The organism is Nocardiopsis chromatogenes YIM 90109 (genome assembly GCF_000341185.1).
GTDB classification, from domain to species: Bacteria; Actinomycetota; Actinomycetes; order Streptosporangiales; family Streptosporangiaceae; genus Nocardiopsis_A; species Nocardiopsis_A chromatogenes.
This window is the reverse complement of the sequence record NZ_ANBH01000006.1, coordinates 49,518-68,791: the sequence shown is the minus strand read 5'-3', so window position 1 is coordinate 68,791 and position 19,274 is coordinate 49,518. Positions and strand designations below refer to the sequence as shown.

At 74.0% G+C, this 19,274-nt stretch carries 17 protein-coding genes; 7 read left to right on the top strand and 10 right to left on the bottom strand.

The genetic code is table 11. The features are described from left to right. On the top strand, positions 1–799 hold a 799-nt coding region (locus D476_RS31700), incomplete at its 5' end, for a DsbA family protein (RefSeq protein ID WP_239648560.1). 179 nt (positions 800–978) lie between these two features. Here D476_RS31700 and D476_RS0100670 read toward each other — a convergent pair. The 5 genes from D476_RS0100670 to yczE all read right to left on the bottom strand — a co-directional run bounded on the left by D476_RS0100670 (position 979) and on the right by yczE (position 5,723). Then, on the bottom strand, positions 979–1,170 hold the full coding sequence (locus D476_RS0100670; RefSeq protein ID WP_152529181.1) for a hypothetical protein: 192 nt from the start codon (positions 1,168–1,170) through the stop codon (positions 979–981). Between the two features lie 144 nt (positions 1,171–1,314). Beyond that, positions 1,315–1,638, bottom strand: a complete 324-nt coding sequence (locus D476_RS0100665; protein ID WP_017622062.1) for a hypothetical protein — start codon at positions 1,636–1,638, stop codon at positions 1,315–1,317. Between the two features lie 504 nt (positions 1,639–2,142). Beyond that, positions 2,143–2,835, bottom strand: a complete 693-nt coding sequence (locus D476_RS0100660) for an MgtC/SapB family protein (RefSeq protein WP_017622061.1) — start codon at positions 2,833–2,835, stop codon at positions 2,143–2,145. A 112-nt stretch (positions 2,836–2,947) separates the two neighbouring features. Then, a complete protein-coding gene (locus D476_RS0100655; RefSeq protein ID WP_017622060.1) occupies positions 2,948–4,738 on the bottom strand; it encodes a glycoside hydrolase family 15 protein in 1,791 nt (596 codons plus the stop codon). Positions 4,739–5,075: 337 nt separating this feature from the next. After that, entirely contained in the window at positions 5,076–5,723 is a 648-nt protein-coding gene (gene yczE, locus D476_RS0100650) for a membrane protein YczE (protein WP_017622059.1), read from the bottom strand. 64 nt (positions 5,724–5,787) lie between these two features. Here yczE and yczR point away from each other — a divergent pair, with 64 nt between their 5' ends. Both yczR and D476_RS0100640 read left to right on the top strand, forming a co-directional pair. Beyond that, positions 5,788–7,215: a MocR-like transcription factor YczR gene (yczR, locus tag D476_RS0100645; protein WP_026123108.1), complete on the top strand. Its 1,428-nt coding sequence runs from the start codon at positions 5,788–5,790 to the stop codon at positions 7,213–7,215. A 193-nt stretch (positions 7,216–7,408) separates the two neighbouring features. Next, positions 7,409–9,268: an AMP-dependent synthetase/ligase gene (locus tag D476_RS0100640; protein WP_017622057.1), complete on the top strand. Its 1,860-nt coding sequence runs from the start codon at positions 7,409–7,411 to the stop codon at positions 9,266–9,268. Positions 9,269–9,348: 80 nt separating this feature from the next. Here D476_RS0100640 and D476_RS0100635 read toward each other — a convergent pair whose 3' ends face one another. Further along, positions 9,349–10,176, bottom strand: coding sequence for an alpha/beta hydrolase (locus D476_RS0100635; RefSeq protein ID WP_017622056.1), 828 nt, complete (start codon positions 10,174–10,176; stop codon positions 9,349–9,351). A 426-nt stretch (positions 10,177–10,602) separates the two neighbouring features. Between D476_RS0100635 and moaA the strand changes: the two genes are divergently transcribed. From moaA to mobA, 3 genes are all read left to right on the top strand, one after another. After that, positions 10,603–11,592, top strand: coding sequence for a GTP 3',8-cyclase MoaA (gene moaA / locus D476_RS0100630; RefSeq protein WP_026123107.1), 990 nt, complete (start codon positions 10,603–10,605; stop codon positions 11,590–11,592). Between the two features lie 166 nt (positions 11,593–11,758). Further along, positions 11,759–12,946, top strand: a complete 1,188-nt coding sequence (locus tag D476_RS0100625) for an RtcB family protein (protein ID WP_017622054.1) — start codon at positions 11,759–11,761, stop codon at positions 12,944–12,946. Positions 12,947–13,435: 489 nt separating this feature from the next. Next, entirely contained in the window at positions 13,436–14,029 is a 594-nt protein-coding gene (mobA, locus tag D476_RS0100620; protein ID WP_017622053.1) for a molybdenum cofactor guanylyltransferase, read from the top strand. Between the two features lie 114 nt (positions 14,030–14,143). Here mobA and D476_RS35890 read toward each other — a convergent pair whose 3' ends face one another. Next, the gene (locus D476_RS35890; RefSeq protein WP_083939363.1) at positions 14,144–14,368 is read right to left on the bottom strand and encodes a hypothetical protein; all 225 of its coding nucleotides are present in this window, start codon (positions 14,366–14,368) and stop codon (positions 14,144–14,146) included. 457 nt (positions 14,369–14,825) lie between these two features. On the opposite strand from D476_RS35890, the gene D476_RS0100610 reads away from it, so the two are divergent. Then, complete coding sequence (locus D476_RS0100610; protein WP_017622051.1) at positions 14,826–15,038, top strand: dodecin; 213 nt, start codon at positions 14,826–14,828, stop codon at positions 15,036–15,038. A gap of 252 nt (positions 15,039–15,290) precedes the next feature. On the opposite strand, the gene D476_RS0100605 is transcribed toward D476_RS0100610, so the two are convergent. The 3 genes from D476_RS0100605 to D476_RS0100595 all read right to left on the bottom strand — a co-directional run bounded on the left by D476_RS0100605 (position 15,291) and on the right by D476_RS0100595 (position 19,230). Then, complete coding sequence (locus D476_RS0100605) at positions 15,291–16,691, bottom strand: metallopeptidase TldD-related protein (protein WP_017622050.1); 1,401 nt, start codon at positions 16,689–16,691, stop codon at positions 15,291–15,293. Then, positions 16,688–18,175, bottom strand: coding sequence for a TldD/PmbA family protein (locus tag D476_RS0100600; RefSeq protein WP_017622049.1), 1,488 nt, complete (start codon positions 18,173–18,175; stop codon positions 16,688–16,690). Before D476_RS0100600 ends, D476_RS0100605 begins: the two co-directional genes overlap by 4 nt. A gap of 179 nt (positions 18,176–18,354) precedes the next feature. Further along, positions 18,355–19,230 (bottom strand): hypothetical protein, encoded by an 876-nt coding sequence (locus D476_RS0100595; RefSeq protein WP_017622048.1) that lies wholly within the window; start codon positions 19,228–19,230, stop codon positions 18,355–18,357. Positions 19,231–19,274 lie beyond the last annotated feature (44 nt).

Here is a 19,274-nt window from a genome sequence, read left to right as displayed (position 1 = left end):
CCGGCCGATGCCGGGCGGGGCACCGCCGAAGAAGTCCAGGACCGGGCTGGTCATCGGCCTGGTCGCGGGCGGCCTGGCGGTCGTACTGGTGGTCGCGGCCGGCGCCTTCCTCCTCCTGCGCGGCGGCTCCGGCGGGGACGGGGAGGCGGCGTCCGCCGACGGGCTGCAGGTCCAGCAGGACGACGGCAGCGTCGTCCTCTCCGAACCCGGCACCGATGCCCCCGTCGTCGAGGTCTACGCAGACTTCCAGTGCCCGCCCTGCAAGGAGTTCCACACCGAGCACGGAACCCTGCTGGAGGACATGGGATCCTCCGGCGAGGCGACCGTGCACTACCGGCCCATCAGCATCTTCGCCACCCAGGGCGGGACGATGGCGGAGAACTCGCTGCGCGGGGGCGCGGCGGCGATCGTCGCCGCCGAGTACGGCCACTACCTGGAGTACCAGGACCGGCTGTTCGACGCCCAGCCCGCCGAAGAGGAGCAGGGGTTCAGCGCCGAGGAACTCGTCTCCCTGGGCGAGCAGGTGGGCATCGACGACCCGGAGTTCGCCGAGCGCATCGACGAGGAGGTGGCCGCGGCCGACGCCGAGGTGAACGGGGGCGGTGCACCCAGCGGCAGCGCCGTGGATGCGCTGCTGAACGCGACCGACGCGGCGATGGCGCGGTACACGGGCACGGACGCGCTGGCCGGGACGCCCGCGGTCTACATCAACGGCTCGTCGGTCGACCCGTTCACCACCGACCTGCAGTCCACGATCCTCGACGCCGCCCCCGGAGAGGTCGACACCGAGCCGCGGTGAGGCCGACCGGCCACGACGGCACGGGAAGGTGGGCGGGTGGGGCGGGTGGCGCAGCCGGGCCCGGCGGGGCCCGGCTCCGTACCGGCGGACCGGCACCCGCCTTCCCGGGCCCTAAGGCATCGGAAGCGGTCTCGCCGCCCATCACCTCTCAGATCGCTGATGGGAGATGTGTGCCCCGATCAGTGGTCACAGGCCGACAGCGGCCGCTTGACCGGGGTGCCGATCAGCCGGTCGTGCCCGATCGCGGCGTAGTGCGCGCAGCCCCTCCGGCACACCCCGGCCCATAGACCCCCGGCGGTGCACGCGGCACGGTCCCCCAGCCCCGACCGGACCGTCAGCGTCCGGACCACCACCCCGGTCCACTGGCGCACCCGTCCCATGCACACCGGCCACGGGCCCCGTCACCGTGCCCCAGTCGGTTCAGAGGTCCCGTCAACGATCTCAGGGGGCGGACCCGCCACCCGGCAGGCCGCGCCACTCAGCGGGACTCCGTCCAGGCCCTTCGCCGCTCCCCGTCACCGGGCCCGGATCTGGGCGATCTGCAGCACCCGCACCGTGAAGTGGAAGATGCTCGTCCTGCCCTGCACGTACACCCGGTAGCAGTCGTCCCCGTCCCGCGTGATGATCCGCGCCTGGGGCGACAGCGGCCCCGGCATCGTGTGCGTGCGCGCCAGCTCCAGCGCCGCGGCCTGGGCCGCGTCCCGGTCCTCGTAGGCCCATTCCAGGCTTTCCGCCAGGACCCGGTCGCCGCGCCCCTGGGACTCCTCCACCACGGCCAGCCAGCGGCCCGTGCGCTCCGCGCGGCGCTCCCGGCCGTTCTGCTCCGTCTTCGCCTGCATGCCCGTGCCTCCCGCCCGGTCGTGCTCGGCCCGCCGGGCGGATGTCGCGCCCGGAACCGTGAAGCGCCACTGTGACACTCCGTCCCCAACGAGTGTGATCCGCACTTTGAACGGCGTATGGCAGATGCCCCCGCGTCCGCCGGTCGCGGGATCGCCGCAGGTGGGGGCGGAGCGCCGGGGATGGCAGGGTAGTGGCCGCATGCGGTCCCGCCGCGTGCGCGGCGGGACCGGCCCGCCGCGGTCGCTACAGCCGCCCCAGGTGCCCCTGCTCTTGTTGCGGTGCGGGGCCGATTCCCCGGCGCGCCACGTCACTCGCACGCCGTGGCTCACACCCGGCTCCGCGGCCCTCGGTGGGCCCGCCGAGCCGACCGCGGGCGAGTCCGGGGTGCTGCGGATGCGCCTGACGGTCGAGTGGTTCGGCGACTGCGGCGGTGCCGCCGTGTGGGCGTCCCGAAGCTCACCCGAGGGCGCCCAACGGGCGTCCCGGCGCGGACGGCGCGGGGGTCAGCCCTCCACGTCGTCCGGGTCGGCCGTGTGCACCGACAGCACCCCCTCCAGGGCGGCCAGCGCCGCCGCCAGCTCGGGCGGCCCGGACCGTCCGACCAGGGTCAGCGCCAGCTCGACGGCGCCTCCGTCGTCGCTGGGGCGGGTGCGCACGTCCCGCACGTCGAACCCGCGCGAGGTCGCCTCGGAGAGGATCATCCGCAGCACCCCCTGCCGGTCGCGGTACTCGATCTCCAAGACGACGGTGTCCGGGGCCGACCGGGTGATGCGCCGGGTCAGGTACGGGTAGACGTAGGCGACCAGGAAGTGCATGGCCGTCACCGCCGCCGCCAGGAGCCACAGCCCCGNGGTGCCCACGGCGGCGGCCACCCATACGGTGGCCGCGGTGGTCAGGCCGCGCACCACGTCCCGGCGGACGAAGATCAGGCCGGCGCCGATGAAGCCGATGCCCGAGACGATCTGCGCGGCCAGCCGGGAGGGGTCCAGCGTGACCCCGTCCAGCTCCAGCACGTCGCCGAAGCCCCACTTGCTCACCAGCATGAACAGCGCGGCGCCGACGCCGACGAGCGTGTGCGTGCGCAGCCCGGCGCTCTTGTGCTGGATCTGGCGTTCGAGGCCGATGAGGGAGCACAGCACCAGGGCCGTGAGCAGTGCGAGGAGCTGCTGCCAGCCCTGGACCGACACGTCGAGCATGGGGGTGCACTACCCGCACGGGCCCAACGCCCACCCCAGAACGGGGCCAAGCGGGGGTCAGGGGCGGGGACGGGTGCCGCGCGGCGGGGCGCGCGGCCCCGCCGCCCCCGGCCTACTTGCAGCGGCGCAGGCCGTCGTGCTTGGACAGGTTGAGCGCGGTGGTCACCATCGGCACGTGGCTGAAGGCCTGCGGGAAGTTGCCGACCTGCCGTCCGGCCTTGGAGTCCCACTCCTCGGCCAGCAGCCCCACGTCGTTGCGCAGCGACAGCAGCCGCTCGAACAGCTCCCGGGCATCGCCCTCGCGCCCGATGCGCAGCAGCGCGTTGGCCATCCAGAAGCTGCACGCCAGGAAGGCGCCCTCGTCGCCGGGCAGCTTGTCCGCGGTCCCGGCGCGGTCGGTGCGGTAGCGCATGACGAATCCGTCGACCATCAGGTCGTCGCGGATGGCCTCGATGGTGCCCACCACGCGCGGGTCGTCGTAGGGCAGGAAACCCACCTCGGGGATGAGCAGCAGCGCGGCGTCCAGCTCCTTGCTGCCGTAGTACTGGGTGAAGGTGTTGCGGTCGGCGTCGAACCCGTACTCGCACACCTCGGCGTGGATGGTGTCGCGCAGCGCCCGCCAGCGCTCGATGGGGCCGGCCATGCCGAACTCCTCGACGGTGCGCACGGCGCGGTCGGCGGCCACCCAGGCCATCACCTTGGAGTGCACGAAGTGCTGGCGCGGGCCGCGCACCTCCCACAGCCCCTCGTCGGGCTCCTGCCAGCACCACTCCAGGAAGTTCACCAGGGAGCGCTGCATGCCCCACACGTGCTCCTCGCGGGGGAGCCCGGAGCGGCGGCCCAAGTCCAGCACGTCCATGACCTCGCCGTAGACGTCGAGCTGGTACTGGTGCACGGCGGCGTTGCCGATGCGCACCGGGCGCGAGTCCTCGTAGCCGGGCAGCCAGCCGGCCTCCCACTCGGGCAGCCGCCGCTCGCCGCGCACGCCGTACATGATCTGCATCTGCTGCGGCTCCCCGGCCACCGCCCGCACGAGCCATTCGCGCCAGGCGTCGGCCTCCTCGGTGTAGCCGCTGCGGATGAGCGCCTCCAGGGTGATGGTGGCGTCCCGCAGCCAGCAGTACCGGTAGTCCCAGTTGCGCACGCCGCCGACCTCTTCGGGCAGCGAGGTGGTGGGGGCGGCGACGATGCCGCCGGTGGGGGAGAAGGTGAGCGCCTTGAGGGTGATCAGCGAGCGCACCACGGCGTCCCGGTAGCGGCCGTCGTAGCTGCACTTGGCCACCCAGTTGCGCCAGAACCGCTCGGTGCGCGAGAGCGACTTCTCGGCGTCGAGGTGCTCGGACTCCTCCACGTGCGAGGGGTGCCAGGTCATCACGAACGGCACCCGCTGCCCGGCGGTGACGGTGAACTCGGCGTCGTGGGCGAAGTTGTGCCCGTCGAGGGGGACGGTGGTGCTGATCCACACCGAGTCGGGGCCGGCGACGGCGGCCAGCTCGGCGCCGCTGCGGCGCATCCAGGGGACCACGTTGCCGTAGTCGAAGCGCAGCCGCAGGGCGGTGGACATGCGCACGGTGCCGCTGACGCCCTCGACGATGCGCACCAGGTGGGGGGCGCCGCCGCGGGGCGGCATGAAGTCGATGACCCGGACCGTGCCCTCGTCGGTGGCCCACTCGGTCTCCAGGACGAGGGTCTCGGGGCGGTACCGGCGGGAGGTGGCGGTGGCGGGGCCGTCGGCGGGCCGGATCCACCAGTTGCCGTTCTGCTCGTCGCCGAGCAGGGCGCTGAAGCAGGCCGGGGAGTCGAAGTGGGGGAGGCAGAGCCAGTCCACGGAGCCGTCGCGCCCCACGAGCGCGGCCGTTTGCATGTCGCCGATCAGCGCATAGTCCTCGATCCAGCCGGACACGCGGCTCACCCCCTGGTGTGTAATGAAGATCACATCGTGCGCGGACGTACCGTATCCGACTCCGAGGGGTGGTCGGGGGCCTCTGACCGCGCCTCGGTCACCTCATGCCCCCCGCCGGGTCGCGGCGGGCGGGCCCACCTGCCCGCCGGTGCCGGGGACGGGTATCCATCGGTCTTCCCGCGGCGCCCCTGTGCGACGCCCCCAGCGCCCGTGCACGGGTTTCCGGGCAGCCGAAGGCAGGGGGGATGGACCGACGATTCGCTCCGTCACCGTCCGTCCGGGACAGCGTACCGGCGCCGACGGCGTACCGGCAGCCGTCGATCGCAATGGATCGGGGTCATTTCCTTTCGGGCACTTGCATGCGGGGGATGCACACCTGTGCCAGCGGGCCGATCGCCAGGGCGAAGGCGACCGTGCCCACCCCGGCGGTCCCGCCCAGCAGCATCCCGGCCGCGACCACGGCGACCTCGATCGCGGTGCGCGCCGCGCGGATGGACAGGCCGCGTTCGGCCAGCCCGGTCATCAGCCCGTCGCGTGGGCCCGGGCCCAGCCGGGCGCCGATATAGCAGCCGGTCGCCGCGCCCGTGACGAGGGTCCCGGCCGCCAGATAGGCGATGCGCAGCGCCAGGGCGTGCGGGTCGGGCAGCCACAGCAGGGTCAGGTCGACCGACAGGCCCACGAGCACGACGTTGCTCACCGTGCCCGGGCCGGGGCGCTGGCGCAGCGGGATCCACAGCAGCATCAGCAGTGCGCCGACGATGACGCTCCACGTCCCCACGCTCAGGCCCGTGCGCTCGGCCAGGCCCTGGTGCAGCACGTCCCACGGCATGGCCCCCAGGTCGGCGGCGAGTAGCAGGGCGCCGCCGACGCCGTAGAGGTGCAGGCCGACCAGGAGCTGGGCCAGGCGGCGCGGCCGGGGCGCGGGGACGAGGCGGGCGAGCAGGGAGGAGACGGGGGTCCGGCGGGGCTGAAGGGAACGGGGCATGTGCGTAATATTGGCACCATGGTGTGTCGCATGTTGAGTGCCAATTTGAAAAAGTGGCCCGGTTATGGCCGGTGAGCGCCGGATCAATGGACGGCTATTGGCTCGACTCGTCGGCGACGGGGCGCAGGGGCGGCCCTACTACCTGGCGGTAGGGCGGGCCATCGGCGGCCTGATCCTCGACGGCCGGGTGCCCACCCACACCCGGCTGCCCGCCGAACGGGACCTGGCGGCGGCGCTGGGGGTCAGCCGCAACACCGTCACCGCCGCCTACGCCTGGCTGCGCGAGAACGGGTACCTGGACAGCCGCCAGGGCGCGGGGAGCTGGACGGTGCTGCCCGACTCCGGCACCGCCGCCTCGTCGCCCTTCGTCCCCCAGGCCGAGCACATCGACCTGGGCGTGGCCGCCTCGCCCGCGGTCGAAGGGCTGCAGGAAGCGGCCCGCCGCGCCGTCGAGCAGCTCCCCGCGCACCTGGGCAAGCTCGGCTACACCCCGCGCGGCCTGCCCGAGCTGCGGCACGCCATCGCCCGCCGCTACGTCGAGCGCGGCCTGCCGACCACGCCCGACCAGATCTTCGTGACCAACGGCTCCCAGCACGGAGTCGCGCTGCTGATGGACCTGCTGCTCGAACCCGGCGACACGGTGCTGGTGGAGTCGCCCACCTACCCGCACGCCCTGGAGTGCGCCCGTCGCGCCGAGGTCCGCATCCGCACCCTCGGCGTCACCTCCGACGGCTGGGACATGGACTCGGCCGCCGACGCCTTCCGCCAGTGGCGCCCCAAGGCCGCCTACCTCATCCCCGACTTCCAGAACCCCACCGGCGCCCTGATGGACGACGACGAGCGCGCCGCCGTGGTCCGCGAGGCCAAGCGCGCGGGCACCTCGGTCATCGTCGACGAGACCGTGGCCGAGCTGGCCATCGACTCCGGCGACCAGCCCGCGCCCATGGCCGCCTACGACACCGACGGCCGGGTGTTCAGCGTCGGCTCGGTCTCCAAGCTGCTGTGGGGCGGCCTGCGGGTGGGGTGGGTGCGCACCACGCCGCCGATGGTGGAGCGCCTGATGGCGGCGCGGCAGCGGGTGGACATCAGCAGCCCGCTGCTCGACCAGCTCATCGTCACCCGCCTGCTGGCCGACGTGACCCGCATCAGGGCCGAGCGCAGTACCGCGCTGCGGCGCGGGCGCGACGCCCTGGTGGGGCTGCTGCGCGAGCGCCTGCCGGGCTGGCGGTTCACCACGCCCAGCGGAGGGCTGGTGCTGTGGGTGGCGCTGCCCCAGCCGATCGCGGGGGCGCTGTGCGAGGCCGCGCTGCGGCACGGGGTCCACCCGGCGGCCGGGCCGGTCTTCGGCACCGAGGGGACGCTGGAGCGCTACGTGCGCCTGGCCTACACCCAGCCGCCGGAGGTGCTCGAAGAGGTCGTGGACCGGCTCTCCGACGCCTACGGGGAGGCCATGGCGCGCCCGGCCCCGATGCACGGGGAGCTCTACCTGTGAGGCCGGTCCGCGCGTCCCGCACGGCCCGCGGGCGCGGGGTGCCCCTGGGGCCCGCCCCCGGGGGCACCGCCCGTGCGCCCGCCGTCGCGGAGCGTCGCCGGATCATCCGCGCTCTTGCCCTCCATCGCCTAACCGTGTTCGGATATGCGGGCGGGGGTGACGTGCATCACTTTCGAGAGGCGGGAGGGCGGTCGTGGACGTCGAGCGGACTCTGCGCGAGCGCGCGGCGGTCGAGGCCGAGATCGAGGGCCGGACCCTGGTGGACTGGTTGCGCAGCACGGCGGAGGAGGACGGGGACGCCCCCGCCCTCTCCGACCGTGCGGGCGACGGATGGACGACGCTGACGTGGGCGCAGTACCGCGCCGCCGCCTTGGAGGCCGCGGCGGCCTTCGCCGGGGCGGGCGTCCGGCCGGGCGAGGTCGTGGCGCTCATGCTGCCCAACCGGTCCGAGCACCTGATCGCCGACATGGGGGCCGTGCACGCCGGTGCGGTCCCCTTCACCGTGTACGCGACCTTCGCCCCGGAGCAGGTCGCCTTCGTCGCCCAGGACTGCGGTGTGCGCGCCGTGGTCCTGGAGGGCGCCGACGAGCTGGAGCGCTGGGGCCCCGCCCTGGAGCGGTCCGAGACCCTGCACACCGTGGTGCTGATGGACCCCGAGGCGGTGCCGGACGCCCCTAAGGACGGCCGCAGATACGTCTCCTGGGCCGACTTCACCGCCGACGGCGCCCGCCTGCATGCCGCCGACCCCGGCCGGGTCGAAGCGCGCGCGGCGGCGCTGACCCCCGAGGACAACGCGACCCTGCTCTACACCTCGGGCACCACCGGCGACCCCAAGGGCGTCTTCGAGACCCACCACCAGGTCCTCTACCAGTGCGTCATCACCCTGCGCGCCAACGCCACCCCCAGGCGGGCCGTCACCCTGTCCTACCTGCCGATGGCGCACATCGCCGAGCGCGTCCTCAGCGCGTACCTGCCCATCAGGGTGGCCGGGCACCTGTACTTCTGCCCCGATCTGCCGCGCCTGGGCGAGTTCCTCGGCCTGGTGCGCCCGCACGGGCTGTTCGGCGTGCCGCGCGTATGGGAGAAGCTCCAGTCCGGCCTCACCGCCGCCCTGGCCGCCGCCCCCGAAGAGCAGCGCGCGGCGATCGAGGAGGCCTCCCAGGTCGCCCGCGCCTACCTGGAGCAGGGCCAGTACGGCCGCGAGCGCGACCCCGGCCTGGCCGAGCGCTTCGCCCGGGTCGACGCCGAGGTGCTCGCGCCCATCCGCGCCCTGATCGGGCTGGACCGGGCCGAGTACTGCATCACGGCCGCCGCCCCGATGCCCGAGGAGACCCTGCGCTTCTTCAGCGGCCTGGGCCTCCTCATCCGGGACGTGTACGGCATGACCGAGAACTGCGGCGCCGTCACCGTCAACCGGCCCGACGCCTACCGCTTCGGCAGCGTCGGCGTCCCATCGGAGGGCATGGAGGTGAGCGTCGCCGACGACGGGGAGATCCTGGTGCGCGGCCCCATCAACGTGTCCGGCTACCACGAGCGCCCCGGGGACACCGCCGCCCTCGTCGACGAGGAGGGGTGGCTGCACACCGGGGACGTGGGCCGGATCGACGAGGACGGCTTCGTCTACGTGGTGGACCGCAAGAAGGAGCTGTTCATCACCTCGGGCGGCGAGAACATCGCCCCGGCCTCCATCGAGAGCCGCCTCAAGGAGCACCCGCTGATCGGCCAGGCCCTGGCCTACGGCGACCGGCGCCCCTACCCGGTGGCGCTGCTGACGCTCGACGCCGAGGTCGCCCCCGGGTGGGCGCGGGCCCACGGGATCGAGGGGGCCGACCTGGCCGAGCTGGCCCAGCACCCGGTGGTCCTGGAGGAGGTCGCCCGCGCCGTGGAGGCGGCGAACGCCGGTCTGGCGCAGGTGCAGAAGGTCAAGCGCTGGCGGCTGCTGTCCACCGAGTGGAGCGTGGAGAGCGAGGAGCTGACGCCCTCGCTCAAGCTGAAGCGCCGGGTGGTCCACCGCAAGTTCGCCGACGCCATCGACGGCCTGTACGACGGCTGAGGCCCGGCGGGGCGCGTTCGCCCCCGGAGCACCCCCGCGCGGCACCGACGGTCCCCTCCGGCGCCGCGCGGGGGAGCGCCTCAGCCCTTGGCGGCGAAGCGTGCCGCGAAGCGCGCGACCTCGGCCAGGGCCTCCTCGGGGTCGGACTCGTTGAACACCTCGTGCTGGGCGCCGGGCAGGATGCGCGCCGTGACGTCGTTCCCGGCCAGGCTCAGAATCCCCTGCGTAGTGCGGTCCAGGGGCACGATCCTGTCGTCCGAGCCGTGGATCCACAGCAGCGGCAGGGGGTCGATGCACCCGTCCGCGCCGATCCGGTCCAGCTCGGTGGCCATGGCCTCCAGGGTCGGCCGCTTGAAGGGGCCGTGCCACACCAGATCATCGGCGGCGTAGGCGGCGCCCACCCGCGGGTCCCGCGACAGCGTCGCCGGGTCGATCGGCACGTCGGGGATCTCCTCGTGCGCGAGCAGTTCGGGGACCAGGTCCCACCGGCCCAGCACCGGGCCGGACAGCGCCAGGGCCGTCAGCTCCTCCGGGTGGGTCTGGGCATAGCGCGCGGCGATCAGCCCGCCCATGGAGTGGCCCACCATCACCAGCGGCAGGCGCGTGTAGGCGCTGCGGGCCTGGGTGACCAGGCGGTGGACGTCCTCCACCACGCCCGCGAAGTCCTCGATGAGCACGCGCTCGCCCTCCGAGCGCCCGTGCCCGCGGTGGTCGAGCCCGTAGACGGCGGCGCCCTGCGCGCACAGGTACTCGGCCACGTGCTCGTACCGGCCGATGTGCTCGCCGTAGCCGTGCACCAGCACCGCCAGCCAGGAGGGGTCCTGCCCCTGCTCGGCCCAGGCACGGGCGTGCAGGCGCTGCGCCCCTCCGGGGCCGCCGGGCAGCCCCCATTCGCGCGAGACGGCCATCGAGGCTCCTTCCGTTGTCGTCCCCCGACGGTAGCGTGCACGGTGCGCGCGGGGCCCGAGCGGACCCGCCGCACCGGAAGGGCCGCGGTCCCCGCGGAAGGGGGCCGGGCGTGGTGGACTCACCGGAGGGCGGTGGGCCCGCCGCCGGGGCCGCCGTGGCCCGGCTGTGGCATCGGCCGAATCTGCGCCGAGCAGGGGGAGTGGTTTTGTACCGCGCGACGGAAATTCGACCGAAACCCGGTCGGAAAACGTCCCGAACTGGACGCACGTGTGCAAGAACGGCCCGTCCGGCACTGCGGGACGAACCACACATCTTTTAGGGTGGTGTGTGTCGGGAAGCACCAAGGAGATGCGGTCCCGGCCCCCACAGCCGCTTGCGGGCGGCCGCCCGACCGGGTCCCGCGACGAATATGGGAGGTGTCGCCCGTGCTGGCTGATTCCTACGGGAGAGTGGCCACCGACCTGAGGGTCTCCCTCACCGACCGGTGCAACCTGCGCTGCACGTACTGCATGCCCCCGGAAGGGCTGGAGTGGCTGCCCAAGCCGGAGCTGCTGACCGACGACGAACTCCACCGACTGATCCGTATCGGCGTCACGATGCTCGGAATCACGGAGGTCCGTTTCACCGGGGGCGAGCCGCTGCTGCGCCGCGGCCTGCCCGGCATCATCGCCGCCGCGACGGAGCTGCGGCCCCGCCCCAAGACCGCGCTCACCACCAACGGCATCGGACTGGCCCGGATGGCCCCGGCCCTGGCCGAGGCCGGGCTGGACCGGGTCAACGTCTCCCTGGACACCCTGCGGCCCGACGTCTTCGAGCAGTTGGCCCGGCGCCGCCGCCTGCCCGACGTGCTCGACGGCCTGGCCGCCGCCGACGAAGCCGGGCTGGTCCCGGTCAAGGTCAACGCCGTCCTCATGCGGGGCGTCAACGACGACGAGGCCCCCGAACTGCTCGCCTACTGCCTGGAGCGCGGCTACGAGCTGCGGTTCATCGAGCAGATGCCGCTGGACGCCCAGCACGGCTGGCGCCGTGACACGATGATCACCGCCGACGAGATCCTCGACCTGCTCAGCACCCGATACGACCTGGCGCCCGACGACACCGAGGACCGGGGCAGCGCTCCGGCCGAGCGGTTCCTGGTCGACGGCGGCCCCGCCACCGTCGGCGTGATCGGCTCGGTTACCCGGCCCTTCTGCGGGGCCTGCGACCGGGTGCGGCTGACCGCCGACGGCCAGATCCGCAACTGCCTGTTCGCCCGGGAGGAGTCCGACCTGCGCCCGCTGCTGCGCGGCGGCGGCACCGACGAGGAGATCGCCGAGCGCTGGAGAGCCGCGGTGGCGAGCAAGCTGCCCGGCCACGGCATCGACGACACCGGCTTCCTGCAGCCCGCCCGCCCCATGTCGGCGATCGGAGGCTGAGGCCGGGGGCGGACCGGTCCCCAGGGGCGGACATACGCACGGAAAACCCGTTGCCGCAGCGGGGCCGCCCCTGGTCTGATTTCCGGGCGCCGGGCCGCGGGCCCGGCGGTACCGGCCATGAGGGCCGGTGCGACCGATCCGCCCGTCAGAAGAAGGCGAAGGAGCCATGCCTTACACGGAGGCGCCCGGCGCGCGCGTGCCCATCCGGATGTGGACCGACCCGGAGGGCGTCGAACCGGCCGCCATGGACCAGCTCCGCAACGTCACCCGGATGCCCTGGGTGCACGGCTTGGCCGTGATGCCCGACGTGCACTTCGGCAAGGGCGCCACCGTCGGCTCGGTGATCGCGATGCGCGACGCCGTGTCCCCGGCGGCCGTGGGCGTGGACATCGGCTGCGGCATGACCGCCGTCAAGACCACGCTGAAGGCCGAGGACCTGCCCGACGACCTGGGCCGCCTGCGCTCGGACCTGGAGGCGGCCGTCCCCGTCGGCTTCCGCATGCACCGCGCGCCGGTGAACGTGGCCCGCATCCACGGTTTCAAGACCGGCGACTGGGACCGGTTCTGGGGCCGCTTCGGCGACCTGGCCCCTGCCGTGCACGGCCGCCGCGACCGCGCCGCCCATCAGATGGGCACCCTGGGCGGCGGCAACCACTTCCTGGAGGTCTGCCTCGACGACGACGGCGCCGTGTGGACCGTGCTGCACTCGGGGTCGCGCAACATCGGCAAGGAGCTCGCCGAGCACCACATCGAGCGGGCCCGCAAGCTGCCGCACAACCAGGACCTGCCCGACCGCGACCTGGCCGTGTTCGTCTCGGGCACCCCGGAGATGGACGCCTACCGCCGCGACCTGTTCTGGGCCCAGGACTACGCGCGCCGCAACCGCGACGTCATGATGGGCCTGGCCTGCGACGTGCTGCGCCGCTCCTTCCCGGGCGTGGGCTTCGGGCAGTGGATCTCCTGCCACCACAACTACGTCGCCGAGGAGCGCTACGACGGCGTGGACGTCCTGGTCACCCGCAAGGGCGCGATCCGCGCCGGCAAGGGGGAGTACGGGATCATCCCCGGAAGCATGGCGACCGGCACCTACATCGTGCGCGGCCTGGGCAACGAGTCCTCCTTCAACTCCGCCTCGCACGGGGCGGGGCGGCGCATGAGCCGCAACAAGGCGCGCAAGACCTTCACCGAGGCCGACCTGGCCGAACAGACGCGCGGGGTGGAGTGCCGCAAGGACTCCGGTGTGGTGGACGAGATCCCCGCCGCGTACAAGGACATCGAGGAAGTGATCTCGGCCCAGACCGACCTCGTGAAGGTCGCGGCGCACCTGCGCCAGGTCGTGTGCGTCAAGGGCTGATGCGGCCGGGGCGGGCGGGGGCCGCCCCCGGTGGTGAAGGCGCGTGGCGCAGGGGCGATTTGGGCGCCTCGTGCGTGGCCGGTCCAGGGGGCGGCCCTGCTCCTCAGGTCCTCGTCGCCTCGGGCCGCCCAGGATCCCCGCCGCCCGGCCCCGTCGACCCCGGTGCCGGGCGGGCCCCTCTGACCGACGTCGCCGCCTGTAGCGCCGCCGTCTCGCGCGGGAGTGACCGGAGGCGGTCACGTACGGGTGGCGGGTTCCGCGGACGGCGCGGGGGTGAACCGCCGGGTGACGTCGGGGCCCTTGGTGGATTCCGGTGCCCTTGCGACGTTCGGCGCTGACCGGTCCCGTGGCGGCCCCGGCGCCCCGAGGGGCCCCGGGCATACCGTTCCTGGTCCCGCTGAGCGAGAATCGCTCTGCGGCCAGGGCGGGGCGGACGCGGCAGGGGCAGTCCGCCGGGGCGCGTGGGCGGCCGCATCGAGGGGAGGGGCCGTGGAGGCGCTCGAAGAGTGCGACAGCGTCATCCTCGCGGGCGGGAGGGCGAGCCGCATGGGCGGCGCGGACAAGCCCGGCCAAGAGGTCGGGGGAGCGACCCTCCTGGAGCGCGTCGCCGCGGCAGCCCCGGGCCGCGTGGTCGTTGTGGGGCCGCCCCGCGAAAGCCCGCACGCGGTCTACGTCCGTGAGGACCCGCCGGGCTCCGGGCCCGTCCCGGCGCTGCGTGCCGGGGCGGCCGAGGTCCGGGCGCCCTGGACGGCGGTGCTCGCCGGAGACATGCCCTTCCTGAGCGCCGAGCACGTGACCGTGCTGCGGGCGGCCGCCGAGGGGCGGCACGGCGCCGTCATGGTGGACTCCGAGGGGCGGGAGCAGTGGCTGCTGGGCGTCTGGCGCACCGGGCGGCTCCGTGCGGCCCTGGAGGCCTATCCCGGAGTGTCCCTGCGGGGACTGTTCGAGGCCCGGGGATGCATCCGGCCGTTCGACTACGCGCGGGTGCGGCCCCCCGAGGGGGCCGAGCTGGCGGCCTTCGACTGCGACACCCCCGAGGACCTGGCCCGGGCGCGGGAGCTGTTGCGGGACAAGACGTACTGACGCACGCACCGTCCGGTCCCGCCGCGCCCCGCATGGCACTGTGGTCCCGCGCCGTGGTCCCGCACCGTCCGGTGCCGGGCCCGGTTCCGCAGGCCGGTCGGCCCGTGAGCCCGGTCAGCCCGTGAACTCGTCGAAGGGCACCGTCTCGCGCAGGAAACCGCGCACGTCCAAGAAGTCGGCCAGGTAGCCGCGGTGCTCGTCGCAGGCCATCCAGGTCTTGCGGCGGTCCGGGGTGTGCACCTTGGGGTTGTTCCACACCAGCGCCCACCGCGCCTCCTGGCGGCAGCCCCTCCGCGAGCAGACGGGCGGTCCGGTACCGGCGGGTTCGGTGGTGCTCAACGGGGTGCTCTCAGATCGGGGCGGCGGTCCGCCCGGCCGGCGCGGCCCGTGGGGCGCGCCGACCGGGTCGGGCAAGAAAAGGCGACGCCGGGTGGCTACGGGGGCAAACCACCCGACGTCGCGCGCGGTGTTCCGACGGGGGCTCGAAACACCGGCCCAGCGCTTCGACGGGGGACCGAAGCGCTGTCCCTAATGTACACCGCCACTCCCGGGGGTACGTCAAGACTCAGTTACGACGTGATCTCGGGAGAGTCCCGCGGACCTGCTGTTTCACCAACTAATGGCGAATTTTCCGGAACGGGACCAATGGTGTATGGGCGGAACCCGTAAAGGGTCGGGAAAGCGGTGGAGAAGAGGGGATTGCCCGTTCCGTCCCCGGGGAAGGGTGCCGGGAAATGTGCGATGGAACACACCGTCGGCGCCCGTCGGGGGCGCCGGAGGCGGAGGAGGGGCAGGCATGAGCGAGCACACCTACCGGGTCACCGAGATCGTCGGCACCTCGCACGAGGGCATCGACCAGGCCGTCCGCAACGGCATCGAGCGGGCCCAGCAGACCCTGCGCGGGCTGGACTGGTTCGAGGTCACCCAGGTGCGCGGCCACCTGGAGGACGGCCGCATCGCGCACTACCAGGTGGGGCTCAAGCTCGGATTCCGCCTCGAAGGGGACTGAGGGGCCAACGGGACGGGCGCGGGTCCGGACGGGCGCCCGCCCCACCGGACCCGCGCCCCGAGCGGCTGGGGCGTGTCGAGGAGTTGCGTGGGTCACGGCCTACTGCGCGGCGCCCAGGCACGCCCCTCGCCGCGCTCTCATCGGTCGACAGCACGCCCGGGCCGGCTCCTCCTGCTTCTCGGGAGCACAGCAGCCTTGCGATGGATATGGCACCGCCGGCGCCTTCTACGGCCGTGACCCGCGCAACGCCCCCTAAGACGCCTTGCTGACCGTCGACATGTTGAAGTCGGGGATCCGCAGCGGCGGCATCGCCGTCCTCGGGAACATGTCCCCGGCCTCGCGCGACAGGGCGGGCACCGACGCCCCGGCCTCCGTCGCGCGCCTGAGCAGGTCCAGCGGCGACTCGTTGAACCGGAAGTTGTTCACCGCCCCCGTCACGCGCCCGTCCTCCACCAGGTAGACGCCGTCGCGGGTCAGGCCCGTCTGGAGCATCGTCTGCGGGTCCACCGAGCGGATGTACCACAGGCACGTCAGCAGCAGTCCGCGCTCGGTGCGCGCCACCATCTCGTCCACGCCGTCCGCGGCCCCCGGCAGGTCCAGCACCAGGTTGTCGATGAAGCCGGTCGGCTCCATCCCGGTCCTGCGCGCCGTCGCCCGGGTCTGCCCCAGCGCGTTGAGCACCCCCTCGGAGATCCACTCCGTGCGGCGCAGGGGGAGCCCGTTGTCGAAGGCGCTGATGTCCCGGCCGGGACTGCTGGCGACCACGAACGGCGAGCACTCCAGGCCCGCGTAGCCGGGATCGCTCAGCAGGTTCAGCGGGAGCCCCGCCACCCGCTCGCCCACGCGCGTGCCGCCGCCCGGCGCCGACAGGGCCGACCGCCCCTCGACGGCGTCGCGCGCCCCGGAGTCGAAGTACAGCGGCACCATCATGTCCGCCACCGACTCGGGCGGCATGACGACCTCGTACCGCCCGGCGGGCAGCTCCACCTGCCGCGCGGCCCACTCGGCCCGGCGCGCCAGTTCGGCGTCGAGCGCCTCGGGGTCCACGGCGGCGAAGTCCGGCGCGCTCCGGCCCACCCACGCCGAGCGCGGGTCCGAGCCCTCGGCGCGGGTGTTCATCTCGATGGTGCCCTCGGGCTGGTCGTGCCGCAGCCTGACCCCGGTCGAGGTCCCCAGGAACGTGGAGACGGCGCTGTGCTCGGCGAACCCGTAGTGCAGGCGCTTCGACGCCCCCGAGGCGCGGAACACGCGGCCCAGCCCGCGCGCGGTCTCGGAGAACACCTCCACGCCCGTGACCGCAGGGGGCGCGTCCCAGTCGCCGCCCCGTCCGGCCTCCCCGGGCGCGGCCAAGGGCACGGCCTCCTCGGTGGGGATCGCCGACGAGGCGGCCTCCTCGGCCGCCCGGACCAGCTCCTCCAGCTCCCCGTCGAGCAGCCCTCCGCGCTCGACCGCGCCCACCTGGGCGCCGCCGGGGCCGTCGACCACCGACACCACCGTCACCGACCGCGAGTGCGCGGCGCCGTTGGTCGTCAGCGAGCTGCCCGCCCAGCGCAGGTTGGTGCTGCTGCGCTCGCGGACCAGCACCATGCACCCGTCCGCGCGGGACAGCCCCAGGGCGCGCTCGACGAGTTCCTGCGGGGTGGACGCGCTCACTTGCCTGCCTCCTGAACCGTGTTGAGGACCCGGACGCCGGTGAAGGCCGCCGACGGGCAGCCGTGGCTGACCGCCGCCACCTGGCCGGGCTGCCCCTTGCCGCAGCGGAACGTGCCGCCGAGCACGTAGGTGCCCGGCCCGCCCACCGCCGCCATCGAGTTCCAGAAGTCGGTGGTGGTGGCCTGGTAGGCGACGTCGCGCAGCATCCCGTCCAGGCGGCCGTTGCGGATCCGGTAGAAGCGCTGGCCGGTGAACTGGAAGTTGTACCGCTGCATGTCGATGGACCAGCTCCGGTCGCCCACGATGTAGACGCCGTCCTCCACGCCCCCGATCAGCCCCTCGGTGGTGGGGCCCTCGGCCGCGGGCGCCAGCGAAACATTGGCCATGCGCTGGATCGGCATGGTGGAGGGGGAGTCGGCGAAGGCGCACCCGTTGGAGGCGCCGTGGCCGGTCAGGTGGGAGATGCGCCGGTCCCGCTGGTAGCCGACGAGCACGCCGTCCCGGATCAGGTCGAAGGAGGAGGCGGCCACCCCCTCGTCGTCGAAACCGACCGTGGCCAGCCCGTGCTCGACCGTCCGGTCGCCGCTCACCTGCATCGACGGCGCCCCGTATTGCAGGGAGCCCAGGTTGTCGGGGGTGGCGAAGGACGTCCCGGCGAAAGCGGCCTCGTAGCCGAGCGCGCGGTCCAGCTCGGTGGCGTGGCCGATGCTCTCGTGGATGGTCAGCCACAGCTGCGAGGGGTCGACCACCAGGTCGTAGCGGCCGGGCTCGACCGAGGGGGCGCGCAGCTTCTCCTCCAGCAGGGCGGGCAGCCCGTGCAGCTCGGCCTCGACCTGCGCGGCGTACTCCCACCCCCGCCCGGCCGGGGGCGTGAGGGTGCGCATGCTGTCCATCAGGCCGTCCCGGTTGGCGAACACCTCCACCTCCGGGGCGATGCGCACCCGCTGCTGGGTGGTGGAGGTCCCGGCGTTGTCGGCGTAGAACTTCTGCTCCTTGGCCTGGAGCAGGGTGGCGTCCACGTGGTCGACCCGGTGGTCCTCCAGCAGGCGGCGGGACCAGCCGGACAGCAGGGCGGCCTGCTGCCGGACGGTGGTGGCGAAGGGGTCGCTCTCGTAGGCCGACACCCACACCGCGTCGGGGTGGGCGGGCTCGGGGGCGAGCTCGATGCGCTCGGCGGTCAGCGGGGCGGCCACCCGGGCCATGTCCACGGCGCGCTCGGCGGCCTCCGCGGCCGCGCGGGGCTCCAGGACGTCGCCGGAGGCGAAGCCCCAGACCCCGTCGTGCACCACGCGCACGGCGAAGCCGAGGGTGTCGGAGTCGGCGGCGGTGTCGACCGAGCCGTCGGAGACCGACAGCACGCGGTCGCGCACACGCTCCAGGCGGAAGTCGGCGTGCTCGGCGCCGAGCGCACCGGCGCGCTCCAGGGCGGCGTCGGCGAGCTCGCGCAGGGGCAGTGCGAGGAAGTCCGAATCGATGTCAGGCACGCCGGACAACCTACTTCGCCGGTGCGCCCGCCGACCAGTGGCCGCGCCACCGGCGCAGGGCGAGCCGTGCCGGGCCCGCGCCGATCCCGGGGCGGCCGGGGGAGCCCCCAAGGGCCTCCCGGGACCGGCGACGGGGCGCTCGGGGGCGTGACGGCGCGCCCCGGTGCGCCCCGGGGAGTTCAGCCGCCGCGCTGGACGTCCACGTGGACGTGGTCGAGGTGCCGCAGGATCTCGTTGTCGGGGTCGGGGGAGCGGTAGTCCCACCAGCCCCCGGCCGAGCCGCGGGCGTTCCAGATCTTGTCGTCGAAGATCACGTTGGCCACCTGCAGCTCCCCGGCGTGCGCGACGAGCCAGTGCGCCAGGAGCCACCCCTCGCGCCGGTTCTCCTCGTTCACCGGCCGGAAGAAGACGTCGATGGCGCGGCCGTCGTAGTGGGCCGAGTCGGTGCCGTGGCCGCTGTCGACGCCGCCGGGCTCGTACCCGCCGAGGCTCTGCTCACCGAAGACCTCGCCCATGGCCGCCAGCACCTCCTCGGCGCGCGGGGTCAGGCCCGACTCTGCCATCTCCTCGCGCTCCAGCCCCGATGCGGGGGAGACCCGGCAGGTGAGGCTGGGACCCGCGTCATCGGGCGGCCCCTGGGCGAGCCGCTCCATGGCGGCCGGGTCGATGTCGGAGGTGTCCGGGGCCTCGGCGCCGCGCGCGCTCAGCGCGACGGCGGTGGTGGCCCGCTGCGCCTCCTCGATGGTGAGGGCGACGGCACCGCCCTCGGTCTGGACGGCGCACTCGGGGCCCCAGGGGAGGGCGGTGCGGTCCCTTCCGACGGCTTCGAGCAGCCGGGGCGCGGCCAGGGCCAGCCCGCCCGCGATGAGGGCGAGGACGGCGAGGGTGACGAGGAGGCCGACGAGGCAGCCGCCGCGCCTGCGTCCGCGGCGGCGGCCGCGGGGCCGCCCGCGCGCGGCGGGGCCGGGGGCGCGGTCGGGGTCGGTCCCGCCCTCGGAGGAGGAACGGGACGGCGGTGGGCCGTCGGAGGCGCCTTGATGGGGATCGGTGCTCACGGCCGGTAGGACGACCCGGCCCGGGGGAAGGTTCCTGTTCGGAC

Bases quoted from the DNA above. Each gene is read 5' to 3' on its own strand.
- yczE (WP_017622059.1), bottom strand. From the start codon at position 5,723: ATGCCCCGTTCCCTTCAGCCCCGCCGGACCCCCGTCTCCTCCCTGCTC.
- yczR (WP_026123108.1), top strand. From the start codon at position 5,788: ATGGCCGGTGAGCGCCGGATCAATGGACGGCTATTGGCTCGACTCGTC.
- D476_RS0100635 (WP_017622056.1), bottom strand. From the start codon at position 10,176: ATGGCCGTCTCGCGCGAATGGGGGCTGCCCGGCGGCCCCGGAGGGGCG.
- D476_RS0100665 (WP_017622062.1), bottom strand. From the start codon at position 1,638: ATGCAGGCGAAGACGGAGCAGAACGGCCGGGAGCGCCGCGCGGAGCGC.
- D476_RS0100610 (WP_017622051.1), top strand. From the start codon at position 14,826: ATGAGCGAGCACACCTACCGGGTCACCGAGATCGTCGGCACCTCGCAC.
- D476_RS0100625 (WP_017622054.1), top strand. From the start codon at position 11,759: ATGCCTTACACGGAGGCGCCCGGCGCGCGCGTGCCCATCCGGATGTGG.